Source organism: Halomonas sp. 11-S5, assembly GCF_029889825.1.
Taxonomy (GTDB): domain Bacteria; phylum Pseudomonadota; class Gammaproteobacteria; order Pseudomonadales; family Halomonadaceae; genus Halomonas.
The window spans coordinates 1-15,299 of sequence record NZ_JARANW010000004.1; the positions used below are offsets into that span (position 1 = coordinate 1).

Sequence of the window (15,299 nt, forward strand, 5' to 3'; positions counted from 1 at the left end):
CGCAGGAACACCTCGACCACGCTGATGCCCATGGCAATCAGTACCAGCCAGGCGGCGCCGTGGGCGCCCCGGGCCACCAGGCGGTCCAGGGCGGTACGTTCGGGGCCGAGCTCCTCGACCGTGTCGGCGGGATCACGGTTCGCGGATGAGAACTTGGTCATGACATGTCTCGATCAAAAGCCCCCGAGCCACTCTGACCCGGGGGTGGTTACCACGCGAAGATCACTACGTTTAGAGGAGGTTGCGCGAGCGCAAGAAAGCCGTCGCAGAGTCGTAGATCTTCTGAGTCATATCATTTTTACTCGCCCACTCGGCCCATTCTTGCTCGGCGGCTTGGCGAAACTTCTTACGCTCCTCGGCCGGCAGATCATAGGGATGGACGTCGGGATCTTCCTGTAGCTTCTGCAGGGTCACGACATCCTGTGCCTTGAGACGCGCGATCAAGTCGTAGGCCATGCCGTCGAAGGCAACTTCCAGCGTAGTCTGGAGTTCGGAAGGTAGTCCGTCCCAGATCTCCTTGTTGACCGAGACCGCGATCATCGGCATGGAATGGAAGCCCGGGTAGAGCGGATAGGGGGCGAAGGCGTGGATGCCCATAGCGTCGTTGTTGGAGAGCACCGTGGAGTCGGCGGCATCGATCACGCCCTTCTCGAGCGCGGTGTAGACCTCGGAGCCCGGCAGGTTGACCGGCGATGCCCCGATGCGTTCGAAGATGTTGGAGACCATGCCCTGAGGGGCGCGGATCTTGAGGCCATTGAAATCATCGAGTGTCTTGATGGGAACGGTGGAAGGGATCGATTCGAGTGGGAATGTCGCGGCCCCGATCAGGTGAGTGCCATAGGGGTTGGCCAACTCGTTGTAGAGCTCCTCACCACCGCCATGCTTCATGTACTCCAGGAAATCGTAGGGATCGCTCCAGGCGCCCACCAGGTTGCCCAGCATGCCGAAGGCCGGATCCTGGCCGGAGAAGTAGCTGGGGTCGGTCATGTGGCCCTGGAGGATGCCCGAACTCACCGCGGTGAGTGTCTCGGTCGGGCCGACGATGGAGTTGATCGGAAGGATTTCGATCTCGACACGACCATTGGTCATCTTCGTGACCTTGTCCGCCCATTCCTGCTTGATCTTGAAACTAGGCTCGCCGCTGGTCTCGGAGGCCTGGAATTGCCACTCGTACTCCGCCGCCTGGGCGGTCGACAGGCCGAGTAACAGGGCCGAACCCGTGAGCAGCAGGCATGACGTGCGTTTGAGCATGGTTCTCTCCAGAGGGGATGTTGTTGGTTGTGTGCTGGCATGGGGTCATGTGTGACGCCCTTAATGTTGAACATTTGGGTAGTTTGTTCAACATATACTTTCGTATGTATCGACTGCGAGGGTGTCAAGCGTTACCTTCGTCGCAATCGATCCCCCAGGTGCATGCCGGCCGGCTGCGCCCCAGGCAAGGAGCAATAGAGATGACCGCCCGCAAGCGCCCCCTGCGCAGCGCCGAATGGTTCGGCAGTGCCGACAAGAACGGCTTCATGTACCGCAGCTGGATGAAGAACCAGGGCATCCCCGACCATGAGTTCCAGGGCAAGCCGATCATCGGCATCTGCAACACCTGGTCGGAACTGACGCCCTGCAATGCCCACTTCCGCAAGCTGGCGGACCACGTCAAGCAGGGCATCCTCGAGGCGGGCGGCTACCCGGTGGAGTTTCCGGTGTTCTCCAACGGCGAGTCGAACCTGCGGCCCACGGCGATGTTCACCCGCAACCTGGCGAGCATGGACGTGGAGGAGGCGATCCGCGGTAACCCCATGGACGGCGTGGTGCTGCTGGTGGGCTGCGACAAGACCACTCCGGCATTGCTGATGGGAGCGGCGAGCTGCGACCTGCCGACGATCGTGGTGACCGGCGGGCCCATGCTCAATGGCAAGCACCAGGGCAAGGACATCGGTTCGGGCACCGTGGTCTGGCGGCTCTCCGAGCAGGTCAAGGCCGGCGAGATCTCGATCCACGACTTCATGGCCGCCGAGGCCGGGATGTCGCGCTCGGCGGGCACCTGCAACACCATGGGCACCGCCTCGACCATGGCTTGTATGGCCGAATCGCTGGGTACCTCGCTGCCCCACAACGCGGCGATTCCCGCGGTGGACTCGCGGCGCTACGTGCTGGCCCACCTGTCCGGTAATCGCATCGTCGAGATGGTCGACGAAGACCTGCGGCTATCGCAGGTGCTGACCCGCGAAGCCTTCGAGAATGCCATCCGCACCAACGCCGCGATCGGCGGCTCGACCAACGCGGTGATCCACCTCAAGGCGATCGCCGGGCGCATCGGCGTCGACCTGGCACTCGACGACTGGACGCGGATCGGCCGTGGCACGCCGACCCTCGTCGACCTGCAGCCGTCGGGGCGCTTCCTGATGGAGGAGTTCTACTACGCCGGCGGCTTGCCGGCGGTGCTGCGCCGACTCGGTGAGGCCGACCGACTGCCCCACAAGCACGCCCTGACGGTCAATGGCCGAAGCCTGTGGGACAACGTCGTTGACGCCCCGCTCTACAACGAGGAGGTGATCCGCCCGCTCGACAATCCGTTGCTTGAGGATGGCGGCATGTGCGTTGTGCAAGGCAACCTGGCCCCGAAGGGGGCGGTGCTCAAGCCCTCGGCGGCGAGTCCCGAGCTGATGCAGCATCGCGGCCGGGCGGTGGTGTTCGAGGATTTCGATGACTACAAGGCACGCATCGATGACCCCGACCTCGACGTCGATGCCGACAGCGTCCTGGTGATGAAGCATTGCGGGCCGCGGGGTTACCACGGCATGGCCGAGGTGGGCAACATGGGCCTGCCCGCCAAGCTGCTGGAACAGGGCATCACCGACATGGTGCGTATTTCGGATGCGCGCATGAGCGGCACCGCCTACGGCACCGTGGTGCTGCACGTGGCCCCGGAGGCCGCCGCCGGCGGCCCACTGGCGGCGGTGCGCAACGGCGACTGGATCGCGCTCGACTGCGATAGCGGCCGGCTACACCTGGAGGTCGGCGACGAAGAGCTCGCCACGCGGCTGGCGGAGAGCGACCCCACCGAGCGGTCGCGGCGCATCGCCAGCGACGGTGGCTACCGCCAGCTGTACATCGAGCATGTGCTGCAGGCGGACGAGGGGTGCGATTTCGACTTCCTGGTGGGCTGCCGGGGCGCCGAGGTGCCGCGCCATTCACACTGAGACCGGAGGCACCATGACAACCAAGCGACCCCGCATCGCGCCCGACCAGCTGCGCTCGCGCTGGTGGTTCGACAACCCTGACCACCCGGGCACCACGGCGCTGTGCATCGAGCGCTATATGAACCAGGGCATCACCCTGGAGGAGCTCACCAGCGGCCGGCCGATCATCGGCATCTGCCAGTCGGGCTCCGACCTGACGCCCTGCAATCGCCACCATGTGGCGCTCGCCAAGCGGGTCAAGGACGGTATTCGCGCCGCTGGTGGGGTGCCCTTCGAGTTTCCCATGCACCCCATCCACGAGAACGTGCGTCGTCCCACCGCGGCGCTGGACCGGAATCTGGCCTATCTGGGCCTGGTGGAGGTGCTGCACGGCTATCCGCTGGACGGCGTGGTGTTGACCACCGGCTGCGACAAGACCACCCCGGCCGCGCTGATGGCTGCGGCCACGGTGAACATTCCGGCTATCGTGCTCTCCGGCGGACCCATGCTCAACGGCTGGCGCGGCGCCGAGCGAGTGGGGTCGGGCACGATCGTCTGGGAACTGCGCAAGCGGCTCGCCGCCGGCGACATCGACTACGCCGAGTTCCTGTCGCGAATCACCGATTCCGCCCCCTCGGTGGGTCACTGCAACACCATGGGCACCGCCTCGACCATGAACTCCCTGGCCGAGGCACTGGGCATGAGCCTGCCCGGCTCGGCGATGATCCCCGGCCCCTACAAGGAGCGCGCCATGGTCGCCTATCAGACCGGCGAGCGGGTCGTCGAGATGGTCTGGGAGGACCTGCGGCCTAGCGATATCCTCACCCGCGCGGCCTTCGAGAACGCCATCGTTACCTGCTCGGCGCTGGGGGGGTCCTCCAACGCACCCATTCATGTCAACGCCATCGCCCGCCACGCCGGTGTCGAGCTCGACAACGACGACTGGCAGCGCCTGGGCCACGCCATCCCGCTGCTGGCCAACGTCATGCCCGCGGGGGCCTACCTCGGCGAGGAGTTCCATCGCGCTGGCGGTGTGCCGGCGGTGATGCACGAGCTGCTGGCGGCCGGCGAGCTCCACGGTGAGGTGCTCACCGTCAATGGCCAGGCGCTGGCCGCCAACCTGGCCGACCGCGAGACCCAGGACGCCGAGGTGATCCGCCGCTACGCCAATCCGCTGGTGGAGCATGCGGGCTTCCTCAACCTCAAGGGCAACCTCTTCGACTCGGCGATGATGAAGACCAGTGTGATCTCGACGGACTTCCGCGAGCGCTTCCTCAGCGACCCGGACGATCCCGAGGCCTTCGAGGGCAAGGTGGCGGTGTTCGACGGCTCGGAGGATTACCATGCGCGCATCGACGACCCGGCGCTCGGGATCGACGAGCGCACCATCCTGGTGATGCGCGGCGCCGGCCCGGTGGGCCACCCCGGCGGCGCCGAGGTGGTCAACATGCAGCCGCCGGAAGCATTGATTCGCCGTGGTATCGAGTCGCTGCCATGCCTGGGCGATGGCCGCCAGTCAGGCACCTCGGGGTCGCCGTCGATTCTCAATGCGTCGCCGGAGGCGGCCACGGGTGGGCCCTTGGCGCTGCTCGAGAGTGGTGACCGATTGCGGGTCGACCTGGGCCGTGGTGAGGTCGGGTTATTGGTGGACGAAGCGGTTCTTGCCAAGCGTCGCGAGCAGCTCGATGCTGCCGGCGGCTACCATTATCCGGCACACCAGACCCCTTGGCAGGAGATTCAGCGCACCCTGGTGGAGCCGCTGGATCGTGGCATGGTCCTGCGGGGCGCCGACAAGTATCGCGATGTGGCTCGCCGCACTCCCCCCAGGGATAACCACTGACTGAAGCTCACCGTGCACGGTGCGAAGCGCATGTCGGCTGCGCCACCCTGTCATTGCCATTAACATAATGTCATGGTGTCATACCAGGGTGGCGGTAAGGTTCTGTCGCATCACGCTGCCATCTTTGAGTGAGTAGTGGCCTTGCTTAGGTAACCGTCCTGTCCGTTACTGTCGCCGGCGAGTCGAGACCCAGATTCACTGAGTGTCGCGCTCACTGGAGGTCTGAGCGAATGCAAATCGAGCCGTGAGAGGGGCCTCATGCCTGACGTGACACGAATTCCCAAGCACAAGGCCCATGGCCATATCGCGATGGTTCACCTGGGGCTGGGGGCCTTTCACCGCGCTCAGCAAGCGGTCTACCTCGAGCGGTATCGCCAGCGTACCGGCGATACCCATTGGGGCCTGAGCAGTGCCAACCTTCGTTCTAGTATCGACCTGGTGGATGACCTGCGCACGGCGGGATATGGCTATCATGTGGCCGAGTACGCCGACAGCGAGACCGTGACCCTGCGCGAGATCGGGGTAATCGAGGAGGCGCTGTTTACCGGCCGCGATGCCAAGGGGTATTGGGGGCGCGACCTCGAGGCCCTGCTATTGCGCCTGGCTTCGCCCGAGACCCGCATCGTCACCCTCACCGTCACCGAGAAGGGCTACTTCCTCAACCCGGCCAGCGGCGAGCTGCTCGTTGACGACCCCATGATCGCCGCCGATATCGCCACACCCACACAGCCGCGCACCGCGCCTGGGATCCTGGTGGAGGCGCTGGCGCGGCGTCGCGAGGCAGGCCTGCCGCCGTTCACTGTGCTCTCCTGCGACAATATGCCGGACAACGGCAAGCGGACACGCAACGCTGTAATCCTGCTGGCCAAGCGTCGCGATGCTGCCCTGGGCGAGTGGATAGAATGCGAGGTGGCCTTTCCCTGCAGCATGGTCGACCGTATCGTGCCGGCCATGACCGAGGCTGATTTCAAGCGACTCGAAGCCTTGGGGGTCGATGATCCCAATGCCGTCGTCAGCGAATCCTTCATCCAGTGGGTCATCGAGGATGACTTCCCCCAGGGGTGCCCCGACTGGGCGGCCGATGGAGTGGAGATGGTCGCCGACGTGGCGCCCTTCGAGATCATGAAGCTGCGCATGCTCAACGGCAGCCACTCGCTGCTGGCCTATCTGGGGCCGCCGGAGGGCATCGAGACAGTCTTCGAGGCGGTGAGCCGCGACGACCTGCGCAAGCTGCTGCGTCGCTACATGCGAGAGGAGGCGGCGCCGACGCTGGCCATGCCCGAGGGCGTGGATATAGCGGCCTACGCCGACTCGCTGCTGGCGCGCTTCGCCAACGACAGCCTGCGCCACCGCCTGCACCAGATCGCCATGGACGGCAGCCAGAAGCTGCCGCAGCGCTGGCTGCAAGGCACCCTGGCACGCCGCGAATCTGGGCTGGCGGCGCCCTGCACGGCGCTGGGCCTGGCCGCCTGGATCCGCTATACCGCCGGCAGGGACCGACAGGGTCAATCCTATACAGTGGACGACCCCCTGGCGCCGCGCTTCGCCGAGCTGCACGCGCGTCATGGCCAGGCCCCCGGGGCGCTGGTCACTGCCTTCCTGGCCATGGACGACGTGGTGCCGCCGGCCCTGGCGGCCGACGCCGCCTTTGCCGACGCGGTACTCACGGCCTATCGTTCCCTGACCGAACAGGGCCTCGATGGGGCGCTCGAAGCCCTGGCAGGCAGTAGCGAATAAAGAGGCCTGAGAGGAGATCCCCATGGAACCTACCTGGCGCTGGTTCGGCCCGAAGGACCCTATCCGCCTCGACGAGATCCGTCAGACCGGGGCTACCGGCATCGTCACGGCGCTGCACGAGGTGCCCAACGATGACGTCTGGTCACTGGCGGCGATCCGCGAGCGCAAGGCGCTGATCGAGGCCGCCGGCCTGACCTGGTCGGTGGTGGAGAGCGTGCCGGTCCCCGAGGCGATCAAGCAGGGCCGCTCCGAGCGCGATGCTCTGATCGCCACCTACTGCCAGACCCTGCGCCACCTGGCGGCCTGCGGCATCGACACCGTCTGCTACAACTTCATGCCGGTGCTCGACTGGACGCGTACCGACCTCGCCTGGCCGCTGCCGGACGGCGCACTGGCGCTGCGCTTCGACCAAGTGGCGTTTGCCGCCTTCGATCTCTACCTGCTCGAGCGTCCCGGCGCCGAAGCGGAGTATGGTGAGGACGAACAGCTAGAGGCCAGGCATTTCCTCGATGGCCTTGATGCGGCCGGTCGCGACAGGCTGGTCAATACCCTTATCGCTGGCCTGCCGGGGGCCGAGGAGCACTACACCCTGGAGCGCTTCCGCGGCGTGCTGGAGGACTATGCCGAGATCGACGCCGCGCGGCTGCGCGAGCACCTGGCGTACTTCCTGCGCGCGATGATCCCGGTGGCCGAGGAGGTCGGCATCCGCATGGCGATCCACCCCGACGACCCGCCCCGGCCGATGCTGGGGCTGCCGCGGGTGGTCTCCACCCCCGAGGACGCCGAGTGGCTCCTCGACGCCGTGCCCAGCCCGGCCAACGGCCTGACGCTGTGCACCGGCTCCTACGGGGTGCGCGCCGACGTCGACCTCGCCGACATGGCCCGGCGTTTCGGGCCGAAGATCTACTTCGCCCACCTGCGCTCGACCCGCCGCGAGCAGCGCGATCCGCGCTCCTTCCATGAGGCGCCGCATCTCGAGGGCGACGTCGACATGGTGGCGGTGATCCAGGCCCTGGTGGAGGAGGAGCGGCGCCGCGAGCGCGAGGGCGGCCCGCGTCTGCCGCTGCGCCCCGACCACGGCCACCATATCCTCGACGATCGCCACCGCGACACCGCTCCGGGCTATCCGCTCTATGGTCGGCTACGTGGCCTGGCCGAACTGCGCGGGGTGGAATTGGCGGTACGGCGGTTGACGGCCTGACTGCCCCCACGCCAACGGGCCCCGTCGAAATCGACGGGGCCCGTTGCTTCCAAGGCAGGTCACGAGGCGTCTCAGCGAGCCAGCCAGCCGCCATCCACCGCCAGGGCGTGGCCAGTGACGTAGGCGGCGGCATCCGAGCAGAGCAAGATCACCGCGCCGGCCAGGCCCTGGCCGAGCCCCTTGTTGCAGCCGGTGACCATGGCCACCCGGCCATGCAGGTCAAAGCGAGGCATGGGCGGTCTCCTGGGTGGCGAGCCGGGCCACCGCCGCGGGCAGCTCACCGGCATGATGGATGGCGACGGCGCCGCCAGGCGTCGTCTCTTCATCGGGGAAACGGTTGAGGTGGATGACCCGCATGCCGGCGGCCAGTCCGGCGGCCACGCCCACGGCGGCATCGTCGATCACCACGCAGCGCTCGGGGGGCTGGCCCATGGCCTCGGCGGCCTTGAGGTAGAGGCCGGGGTCGGGCTTCCAGACGTTCAGGGTGTAGGCACTGTAGAGCTTGTCGCCGAAGTGGCGGGCCAGGCCGCTGCTCTCCATGGCGCAGCGGATCTTGCGCGCCGGGCCGTTGGAGACCACCGCCTTGGGGTGGGCGCCCAGGGTCGTCAGCGCCTCCGGCATGCCGTCGATGGGCAGCAGCTCGGCGCGCATGCGTCGCTCCATCAGGTGACGCATCTCGCCCTCCAGCGTCGGGAAGCGTCCCTCGGCAAGGGCGCCGTGGCGCTCTTCCAGGGCCTCGATGATGGTCTGGAAGCGCACGCCGCGAAACTCCTCCAGGTACTGCCGGGCGGAGAAGGGCAGGCCAAAGGCCGGCAGGATGTCACCCATCACCTCGGCGAGCAGGATCTCGCTGTCGACCAGGGTGCCATCGGAGTCAAAGAGCAGGCAGAACGGTGGGGTCATGGGGTCCTCGCGGTCGGTGAAGGGAGAGACGCCGGCCCATCTTAGCAGGGTCCGGTGGGCAGGCTCAGACGAAGTCTAGGATCGCCCGATCAAGCGCCTCGGCGCGTCTCCCAGGCATCTTCGTTGACCAGGCTGATGGGGCGTTCGCCGGAGAGCGCCAGGATGAGATTGTCCACCGCCCGCTGGGCCATGGCGTCGCGAGTCTCATGGGTCGCCGAGCCAATGTGCGGCAGGGCCACCACGTTGGCCATGTACGGCAGCGGCGACTCCGGTGACAGCGGCTCCTGCTCGAAGACGTCGAGGCCGGCGGCGCGGATGCGCCCCATCTCCAGCGACTCGATCAGGGCCGCCTCGTCGACCACTGGGCCGCGGGCGATGTTGACCAGGATCGCCGAGGGCTTCATGCGCGCGAGCTCATGGGCGCCGATCAGGTGGCGGGTGGCCTCGGAGAGGGGCACGGTGACGCACACGAAGTCGGACTCGGCGAGCAGTTCGTCGAGCTCGCGGCGCTCGGCGCCCAGCTCCGCCTCCAGGGCCGGCTTGGGCGAGGCCATGGCGTAGCGCACCCGCATGCCGAAGCCCAGGGCGCCGCGCCGGGCCACGGCGGCGCCGATGCGCCCGAAGCCCACCAGGCCGAGGGTCTTGCCATGCACGTCACTGCCGAAGTGCGCGGGGCCAATGCTCTTCTGCCAGTCGCCTCGCCTGACGAAGTCGGCCAGCTCCACCACCCGGCGCGCGGTGGCCATGATCAGCGCGAAGCCGGTGTCGGCGGTGGTTTCGGTGAGCACATCCGGGGTGTTGCAGAGCAGGATGCTGCGCTGGGTCAGCGCCGCCACCGGATAATTGTCGTAGCCCACCGAGACGCTGGCGATGGCCTCGAGGTTGGGGGCCTCGTCCAGCAGCTCGGCGGGGATCGCCACGCTGGAGCCGATCAGTCCATGGGCCTCGTGCAGAGCGGCCCGGAACTCTGGGTCGTCCGCCGAGGCGAGGCCGTGGAACTGCTGGACCTCGAACTCGCGGGACAGCTGGGCCAGCTGGACCTCGCTCAGGCGGCCGTAGGCCAAGATGCGCTTCTTCATGTCGGTCTCCTCACTGCGGGGTGGATGCCAGTCGCTCGAGGTGGGTGCGGTCGGGCAGACCCTCCATGTCGCCGCGTACCTGCACCGCCAGGGCGCCGACCAGGTTGCCGCGGTGTAGCGCCTCGCGGGGCGAGAGGCCGTCGAGCAGGGCGCTGATCACGCCCACCGCGAAGCCATCTCCGGCACCCACGGTGTCGACCACTTCGGCCACCGGTACACCGGGCACGGTGAAGTCCGCCTGCTCGCCGCCCAGGCTACCCCGATAGTAGCTGCCCTGGGGACCTAGCTTGATGATCACCGCCCGAGCGCCGCGCTCCAGGTAGAAGTCGGCGATTGCCTCGGGGCTGTCCCGGCCGGTAAGCAGCCGCCCCTCGACCAGGCCGGGCAGCACCCAGTCAGTGCGCGCCGCCAAGGCGTTGAGCGTGTCGCGCATCTCGGCCTCGCTCTTCCACAGGCTGGGGCGCAGGTTGGGGTCGAAGGAGAGGCTGGCGCCGGCGTCCCGGGCCCGGTCGAGCATGGTCTCGGTGAGCTCGCGGCAGCTCGTCGAGAGCGCCGGGGGAATGCCGGTGGCGTGCAGGTGGCGCAGCGCCGAGAAGTCGACGCCGTCGGTGTCGCTCGGCGACAGGTGGCTGGCGGCGCTGCCGCGGCGGAAGTACTCCACGTGAGGATCGGCGCCGCCCTTGGCGCGTTCCTTGAACACCAGGCCGGTGGGATGCTCGGCGTCGGTGCGCAGGTGGCGGCAGTCCAGCCCTTCGGCCTCCAGGGCGCGGCGAACGAAGGTGCCGAAGCCGTCGTCGCCGACCCGGCTCAGCCAGCCCACATGGAAACCCAGACGGGCCAGGCCGATGGCCACGTTAGTGTCGGCGCCGGCGATGCGGCGCTGGAAGTGCTCCACGGCGGCGAGCTCGCCGGCATCTTCGGCGACGAACATCGTCATGGCTTCGCCGAAGGCGAGAATCTCGGGAGGGTCGGATGGCTGGGTCATGGCAGTCTCCTGTGGGGGGCGGGGTGTTAGAGGCGGCGCAGTCGCGCCAACTGTTCGGTTGTGATGGCCACCAAATCCTGGCCCTGCAAGGGATATTCGATGGCGCGCGTCAGGCCGGCCGGTAGCCGCTCGCGGCGGATCTCCACGCCGTCGGCGCCGGCCGCGTTGAGCCATGGCAGCACCGCGGCCTGGCCGTGGGTAGTGATGGCGTCGTGGCCGTAGGCAGAGGTGGCGACCAAGGTGGCGGGTGTATCCTCCGCGCCGGTCAACAGTGGTGGGAACGATACCATTCGAGGGCTGGAAGATGTGGCAGACATGGGGCTCCTGCAGGGTTGGATGAATCAGCCGCGGGTGGAACCGCGCGGGATGAGGCTGGCCTGGAAATGCACCCTGCGCGCCGGCGTCGTGCGGTCACCTGCCTCGCGGCGGCGCATCAGACACGCCACGGCGGCGCGACCGATCGCCTCGGTGGGCTGGGCCAGTGTCGTGATGCCCGGAGTGACCAGCTCGCACCAGTCGAGCTCGTCGATGCCCATCAGCCCGGTCTCGCCGAGGCGGACGCCGACGTCGCTAAGCTCTCGATCGAGCAACACCAGGGGAATGCCCTCTTCCACCAAGGCTTGCAGTTCGCGGTCTGAGCTGCCGGCGGCGTTGAACACCAGGCCCTCGACTTGGTAGGAGGCGAGCAGGGCGAGGTGCTCGCGCTCCTGGGCCGGGTCGTTGTCGGTATTGCAGACCATCAACGACAGGCCGCGCTCGCGGCGGCCTGTTCCACGCCATGCATGACCGCCACCGAGAAGGGATTGCGAATGTCTGCCACCAGCATGCCGATCAGTCCCGAGTGGCCCCCCTTGAGGCTACGGGCCATCTGGTTGGGACGGTAGCCGAGACGGCGGGCAGCGGCGGCAATGCGCGGCCGCCGCCCACCATCGACCAGCGAATCGGGGCGGCAACTTTCAGGTCACCCTGGATCAAGGTCATTCATCCTGTGTCAGACGTCCGCCTGGAAGCCCTGACGCTTCAGGTACTCGAGGCTCGCCGTGACTTCACCAATGGGACACATCACTCCCTGGGCGCAGGCATCGAAGAAAACAAGGCGACCCGGGGGAGTCCGGGTCGCCCTGCTATGGTTGGTATGAGCGACTCAGTTGCGCCCGACGTATTCATCCAGGTTGTCAGGGGTCACCAGTTCGAAGGGTACCCACACGGCATTGTCAACATCCTCGCCTTTGATCAGCCGATGCAGGGTGTCGACGGAGCCCGCGCCCTGGGCAGGGCCGTTCTGGAAGACGGTGACATCCAGCTCGCCGGCCTGCATCGCGGCCAGGGCATCGCTGGTGGCATCGATACCGGCGACAATCACCTCATCCATGTCGTGGCCGACATTCTTCAGCGCCTGGATGGCGCCGATGGCCATTTCGTCATTGTTGGCAATCACCGCGTCGAACTCGAGACCTGACGTCAGCCAGTTGGTCATCAAGTTGTTGCCTTCGATACGCTGGAAGTCGGCATCCTGCTGCTCGACGATCTCGAGCCCACTGCACTCGGGGGTGGCAATGACGTCATGGATGTCCTGGGTACGGACCTGGGCAGCGTTATCACCCAGGGTACCCATCATCACAAGCAGCTTGCCCTCGCCATCGAGCTGTCGGCAGACCTCCTGGGTCTGCAGGGTGCCGGACTCCCTCTCGTCGGAGCCGACGAAGGCCTGTTTATCGGGAAGCGACTCGATGTCCATGGGCTGGCGATTCACATAGACCAGCGGGATGCCTGCCTCGGCGGCGGCACGGCTCATGGAGCTGGTGGAGTCCGAGTGCACCGGGTTCACGATGATACCGTCGACGCCGGAGGCGATGAAGTTCTGCACCTGGCTGAGCTGCCGGCCGATGTCGTTGCGGGCATCCTCGACTTGCACTTCCATCCCCTGCTCCTCTGCCGCCAATTCGAGACTCTCGCGCAGGCCGATGATGAAGCGCTCATTGAGGTTGAAGAAACTGACGCCGATATCGAGCTCTTCGGCCAGGGCAGGGCCGGTCATCAGAGCGGCGGCGAGCGGAATAAAGATGAGTTTTTTCATGGTCTTGCTCCTTTCTTGTAGTCTTCGTTATGGGGTGGTCTTACTTGCTGATGGTCTGTTGCAGGGCGTCGATGGAGGACTGGATACCTGCCTCAGTGGACATGGTGAAGTCTTCCATCTCGAGGCTGACCCAGTCGTTGTAGCCCAGCATGCGCACGACGGAGAAGAACTCCTTCCACCACTGGAGGTCGTGGCCAGCGCCGACGGCGACGTAGTTCCAGGCGCGGTTGGCCACGTCGGTGACCTCCCGTAACTCGAGCAGACCATTCACGTCGGCCAGGCCACGCTCGATTCGAGTGTCCTTGCCGTGCACATGATGGATCGCATCGCCCAGGGCCCGGGCCGCGGCGATCGGGCAGGCCCCCTTCCAGAACAGGTGTGACGGGTCGAGGTTCATGCCGACCATCGGCCCCACTTCGTTACGCAGGCGGAACAGGGTCTCGGGGTTCCAGACCAGCATCGCCGAGAAGTTCTCCAGTGCGATTTTGTCGACGCCCACTTCCTTGCTGAGCTTCACCAGGCGATGCCAGTAGGGGAAGGCGCAGTCCTCCCACTGGTAGCGGTCGCGTTCGGGCATCTCCTCCGGCCAGCTCTTGGTATAGACCAGCCAGTTCGGCACGCTGTCGCCCGGCGCCGCGGCCGGCAGGCCGGACATGGTCACGATCTTCTTGACGCCGATCTCGCCGGCCAGGCGGAAGGTCTGTTCGATCTCCTTGCGGTGCCGCTCGCCCAGCGCACCGGGATCGAGCGGGTTGCCCGAGCAGTTGAGCGCGGCGATCTCGAGCCCACGTGCCTCGATCTCATTCAGCTTCTTCTTCAGCAGGCTCTTGTCGGCCAGCAGTTCGTCGGCGCGGAAATGCGGCGCAGGCGACCAGCCGCCGCCGGTCATCTCGATGCCCTCGACACCCAGCGCCACGCATTTGTCGAGCATCTCGGTGAAGGAAAGATCCCCCATCGCGTCGGTACAGATGGAAAGTTTCATGATATGGCCTCGTGTTTTATTGGAAATCGACCCAAGCCGAGCCTGCATCGGCGGAACGTACACAGTTCTCGAGCCAGCGCACGCCTTCGGTGCCAGCCTCGATACCCGGGTAATGGTGGGTCTTCAGGAAGGCGTCGTCGCCACGCTTCCTGGCGTCGATCGCCTGGGCGATCCACAGATAGATGTTGGCCCAGCTGTCACCGAGCCCCTCGGTATGCAGCGCGCCCATGCGATCAATCGCGAGGGACTCCTCCTCGAGGTAGGGCATGCCATGGTGCAGGGTGCGAGGCGGCTCGTCCTGCACTTCGTAGATCAACTGGTCGGGATGGGCATCGGACCACTCGACTGAGGCCCGTGAGCCGACGAAACGGTAGCGCTGGGAACCCATGTGACCGGCGTTCACCGATGACACCCACAGGCGGCCGCGAGCGCCGTTAGCGTAGTGGGTCAACACGGTCGCGTTATCTTCGAGCGGCTCGCGGGTGGGAATGAAGGCCTTGCGGTCGCAGAGCAGCTTGTCGATCTTCATATGCGGCAGCACCACCTCGGAGAGGTAGTAGAGGTGCGTGCCGATATCGCCCAGCACGAAGGTGGGGCCGGCGGTCTCCGGGTTGGTGCGCCATTTCACGGCCTCGCCCGCGTCCGTATCGTCGCCCGAGTTGAAGCCATGGGTATATTGCATGTCGACGATACGGATATCGCCCAGCATGCCCTTCTTGACCATGGCGGCCATCTGGTGGACCAGCGGGTGACCGCTGAAGCCGTAAGTGACGCCCACGATCAGACCCTTGTCCTCGGCGAGTTTCGCGACCTCGTCGCACTCGGCGACGGTGAAGAACAGTGGCTTCTCGCAGATCACGTGCAGGCCGGCTTCCAGGCAGGCCTTGGTGATCGCGTAGTGGGTGAAGTTGGGGGTGGCGATCGACACCACCTCGACGCCGTCGTCGCGCGCGGCTTCGCCGGCGATGAGTTCCTGGTAGGTCGCGTAGCAGCGATCCTCGGCGACACCCAGCTGGGTGCCGAAATCGCGCCCGCGCTCGGCGTCCAGGTCGAAGGCGCCGGCCACCAGCCGATAGGCCGTGTTGTCGCGCAGGGCGCCGGTGCGATGCTTGTAGCCCACCTGGCCGGTGCGGCCGCCGCCCACCATGCCCCAGAGCAGGGGGCGTTCGATCGTCTTCTCGCCGTTCAACATGGCAATGCTCCTCTTGTGAATTGTGTTGATGCGTCTACGTCCAACCACCTTTTCGCGTGCTCGCAACAATTTGCAACCGGGTGCAAGTTGCGGCAAAAAAATTGATGGCTTCATGCCACCAGCGTCA

The 15,299-nt window shown here is 66.3% G+C and carries 15 protein-coding genes; 4 read left to right on the forward strand and 11 right to left on the reverse strand.

The window, feature by feature from the left end; all coding sequences use genetic code 11:
• Positions 1-231: 231 nt before the first annotated feature.
• Positions 232-1,251 (reverse strand): TRAP transporter substrate-binding protein, encoded by a 1,020-nt coding sequence (locus OP497_RS04335; RefSeq protein ID WP_280546772.1) that lies wholly within the window; start codon positions 1,249-1,251, stop codon positions 232-234.
• A gap of 200 nt (positions 1,252-1,451) precedes the next feature.
• Here OP497_RS04335 and OP497_RS04340 point away from each other — a divergent pair, with 200 nt between their 5' ends.
• The 4 genes from OP497_RS04340 to uxuA all read left to right on the forward strand — a co-directional run bounded on the left by OP497_RS04340 (position 1,452) and on the right by uxuA (position 7,954).
• Complete coding sequence (locus OP497_RS04340) at positions 1,452-3,197, forward strand: IlvD/Edd family dehydratase (protein WP_280546773.1); 1,746 nt, start codon at positions 1,452-1,454, stop codon at positions 3,195-3,197.
• Between the two features lie 13 nt (positions 3,198-3,210).
• On the forward strand, positions 3,211-5,016 hold the full coding sequence (locus tag OP497_RS04345; RefSeq protein ID WP_280546774.1) for an IlvD/Edd family dehydratase: 1,806 nt from the start codon (positions 3,211-3,213) through the stop codon (positions 5,014-5,016).
• A gap of 258 nt (positions 5,017-5,274) precedes the next feature.
• Complete coding sequence (locus tag OP497_RS04350) at positions 5,275-6,753, forward strand: mannitol dehydrogenase family protein (RefSeq protein ID WP_280546775.1); 1,479 nt, start codon at positions 5,275-5,277, stop codon at positions 6,751-6,753.
• A gap of 22 nt (positions 6,754-6,775) precedes the next feature.
• On the forward strand, positions 6,776-7,954 hold the full coding sequence (gene uxuA, locus OP497_RS04355; RefSeq protein ID WP_280546777.1) for a mannonate dehydratase: 1,179 nt from the start codon (positions 6,776-6,778) through the stop codon (positions 7,952-7,954).
• Positions 7,955-8,025: 71 nt separating this feature from the next.
• Here uxuA and OP497_RS04360 read toward each other — a convergent pair whose 3' ends face one another.
• The 10 genes from OP497_RS04360 to OP497_RS04400 form a co-directional block, all read right to left on the reverse strand.
• On the reverse strand, positions 8,026-8,187 hold the full coding sequence (locus OP497_RS04360; RefSeq protein WP_280546779.1) for an SDR family oxidoreductase: 162 nt from the start codon (positions 8,185-8,187) through the stop codon (positions 8,026-8,028).
• Positions 8,174-8,857 carry an HAD-IA family hydrolase gene (locus tag OP497_RS04365; RefSeq protein WP_280546780.1) on the reverse strand — a complete coding sequence of 228 codons (684 nt, stop codon included), beginning with the start codon at positions 8,855-8,857 and terminating at the stop codon, positions 8,174-8,176. The genes OP497_RS04360 and OP497_RS04365 overlap by 14 nt, the downstream gene beginning before the upstream one ends.
• A gap of 89 nt (positions 8,858-8,946) precedes the next feature.
• A complete protein-coding gene (locus tag OP497_RS04370; RefSeq protein ID WP_280546781.1) occupies positions 8,947-9,936 on the reverse strand; it encodes a D-glycerate dehydrogenase in 990 nt (329 codons plus the stop codon).
• Between the two features lie 10 nt (positions 9,937-9,946).
• Entirely contained in the window at positions 9,947-10,921 is a 975-nt protein-coding gene (locus OP497_RS04375) for a sugar kinase (protein WP_280546782.1), read from the reverse strand.
• 26 nt (positions 10,922-10,947) lie between these two features.
• Entirely contained in the window at positions 10,948-11,160 is a 213-nt protein-coding gene (locus tag OP497_RS04380; RefSeq protein ID WP_280546783.1) for a hypothetical protein, read from the reverse strand.
• A gap of 102 nt (positions 11,161-11,262) precedes the next feature.
• A complete protein-coding gene (locus OP497_RS04385) occupies positions 11,263-11,661 on the reverse strand; it encodes a substrate-binding domain-containing protein (protein ID WP_348533106.1) in 399 nt (132 codons plus the stop codon).
• Positions 11,661-11,789, reverse strand: a complete 129-nt coding sequence (locus OP497_RS17500) for a hypothetical protein (RefSeq protein WP_348533107.1) — start codon at positions 11,787-11,789, stop codon at positions 11,661-11,663. Before OP497_RS17500 ends, OP497_RS04385 begins: the two co-directional genes overlap by 1 nt.
• A gap of 276 nt (positions 11,790-12,065) precedes the next feature.
• Positions 12,066-12,998: a sugar ABC transporter substrate-binding protein gene (locus tag OP497_RS04390; RefSeq protein WP_280546785.1), complete on the reverse strand. Its 933-nt coding sequence runs from the start codon at positions 12,996-12,998 to the stop codon at positions 12,066-12,068.
• Between the two features lie 40 nt (positions 12,999-13,038).
• Positions 13,039-13,980: a sugar phosphate isomerase/epimerase gene (locus OP497_RS04395; protein WP_280546786.1), complete on the reverse strand. Its 942-nt coding sequence runs from the start codon at positions 13,978-13,980 to the stop codon at positions 13,039-13,041.
• 16 nt (positions 13,981-13,996) lie between these two features.
• On the reverse strand, positions 13,997-15,172 hold the full coding sequence (locus OP497_RS04400) for a Gfo/Idh/MocA family oxidoreductase (protein ID WP_280546787.1): 1,176 nt from the start codon (positions 15,170-15,172) through the stop codon (positions 13,997-13,999).
• Between the last annotated feature and the right edge of the window lie 127 nt (positions 15,173-15,299).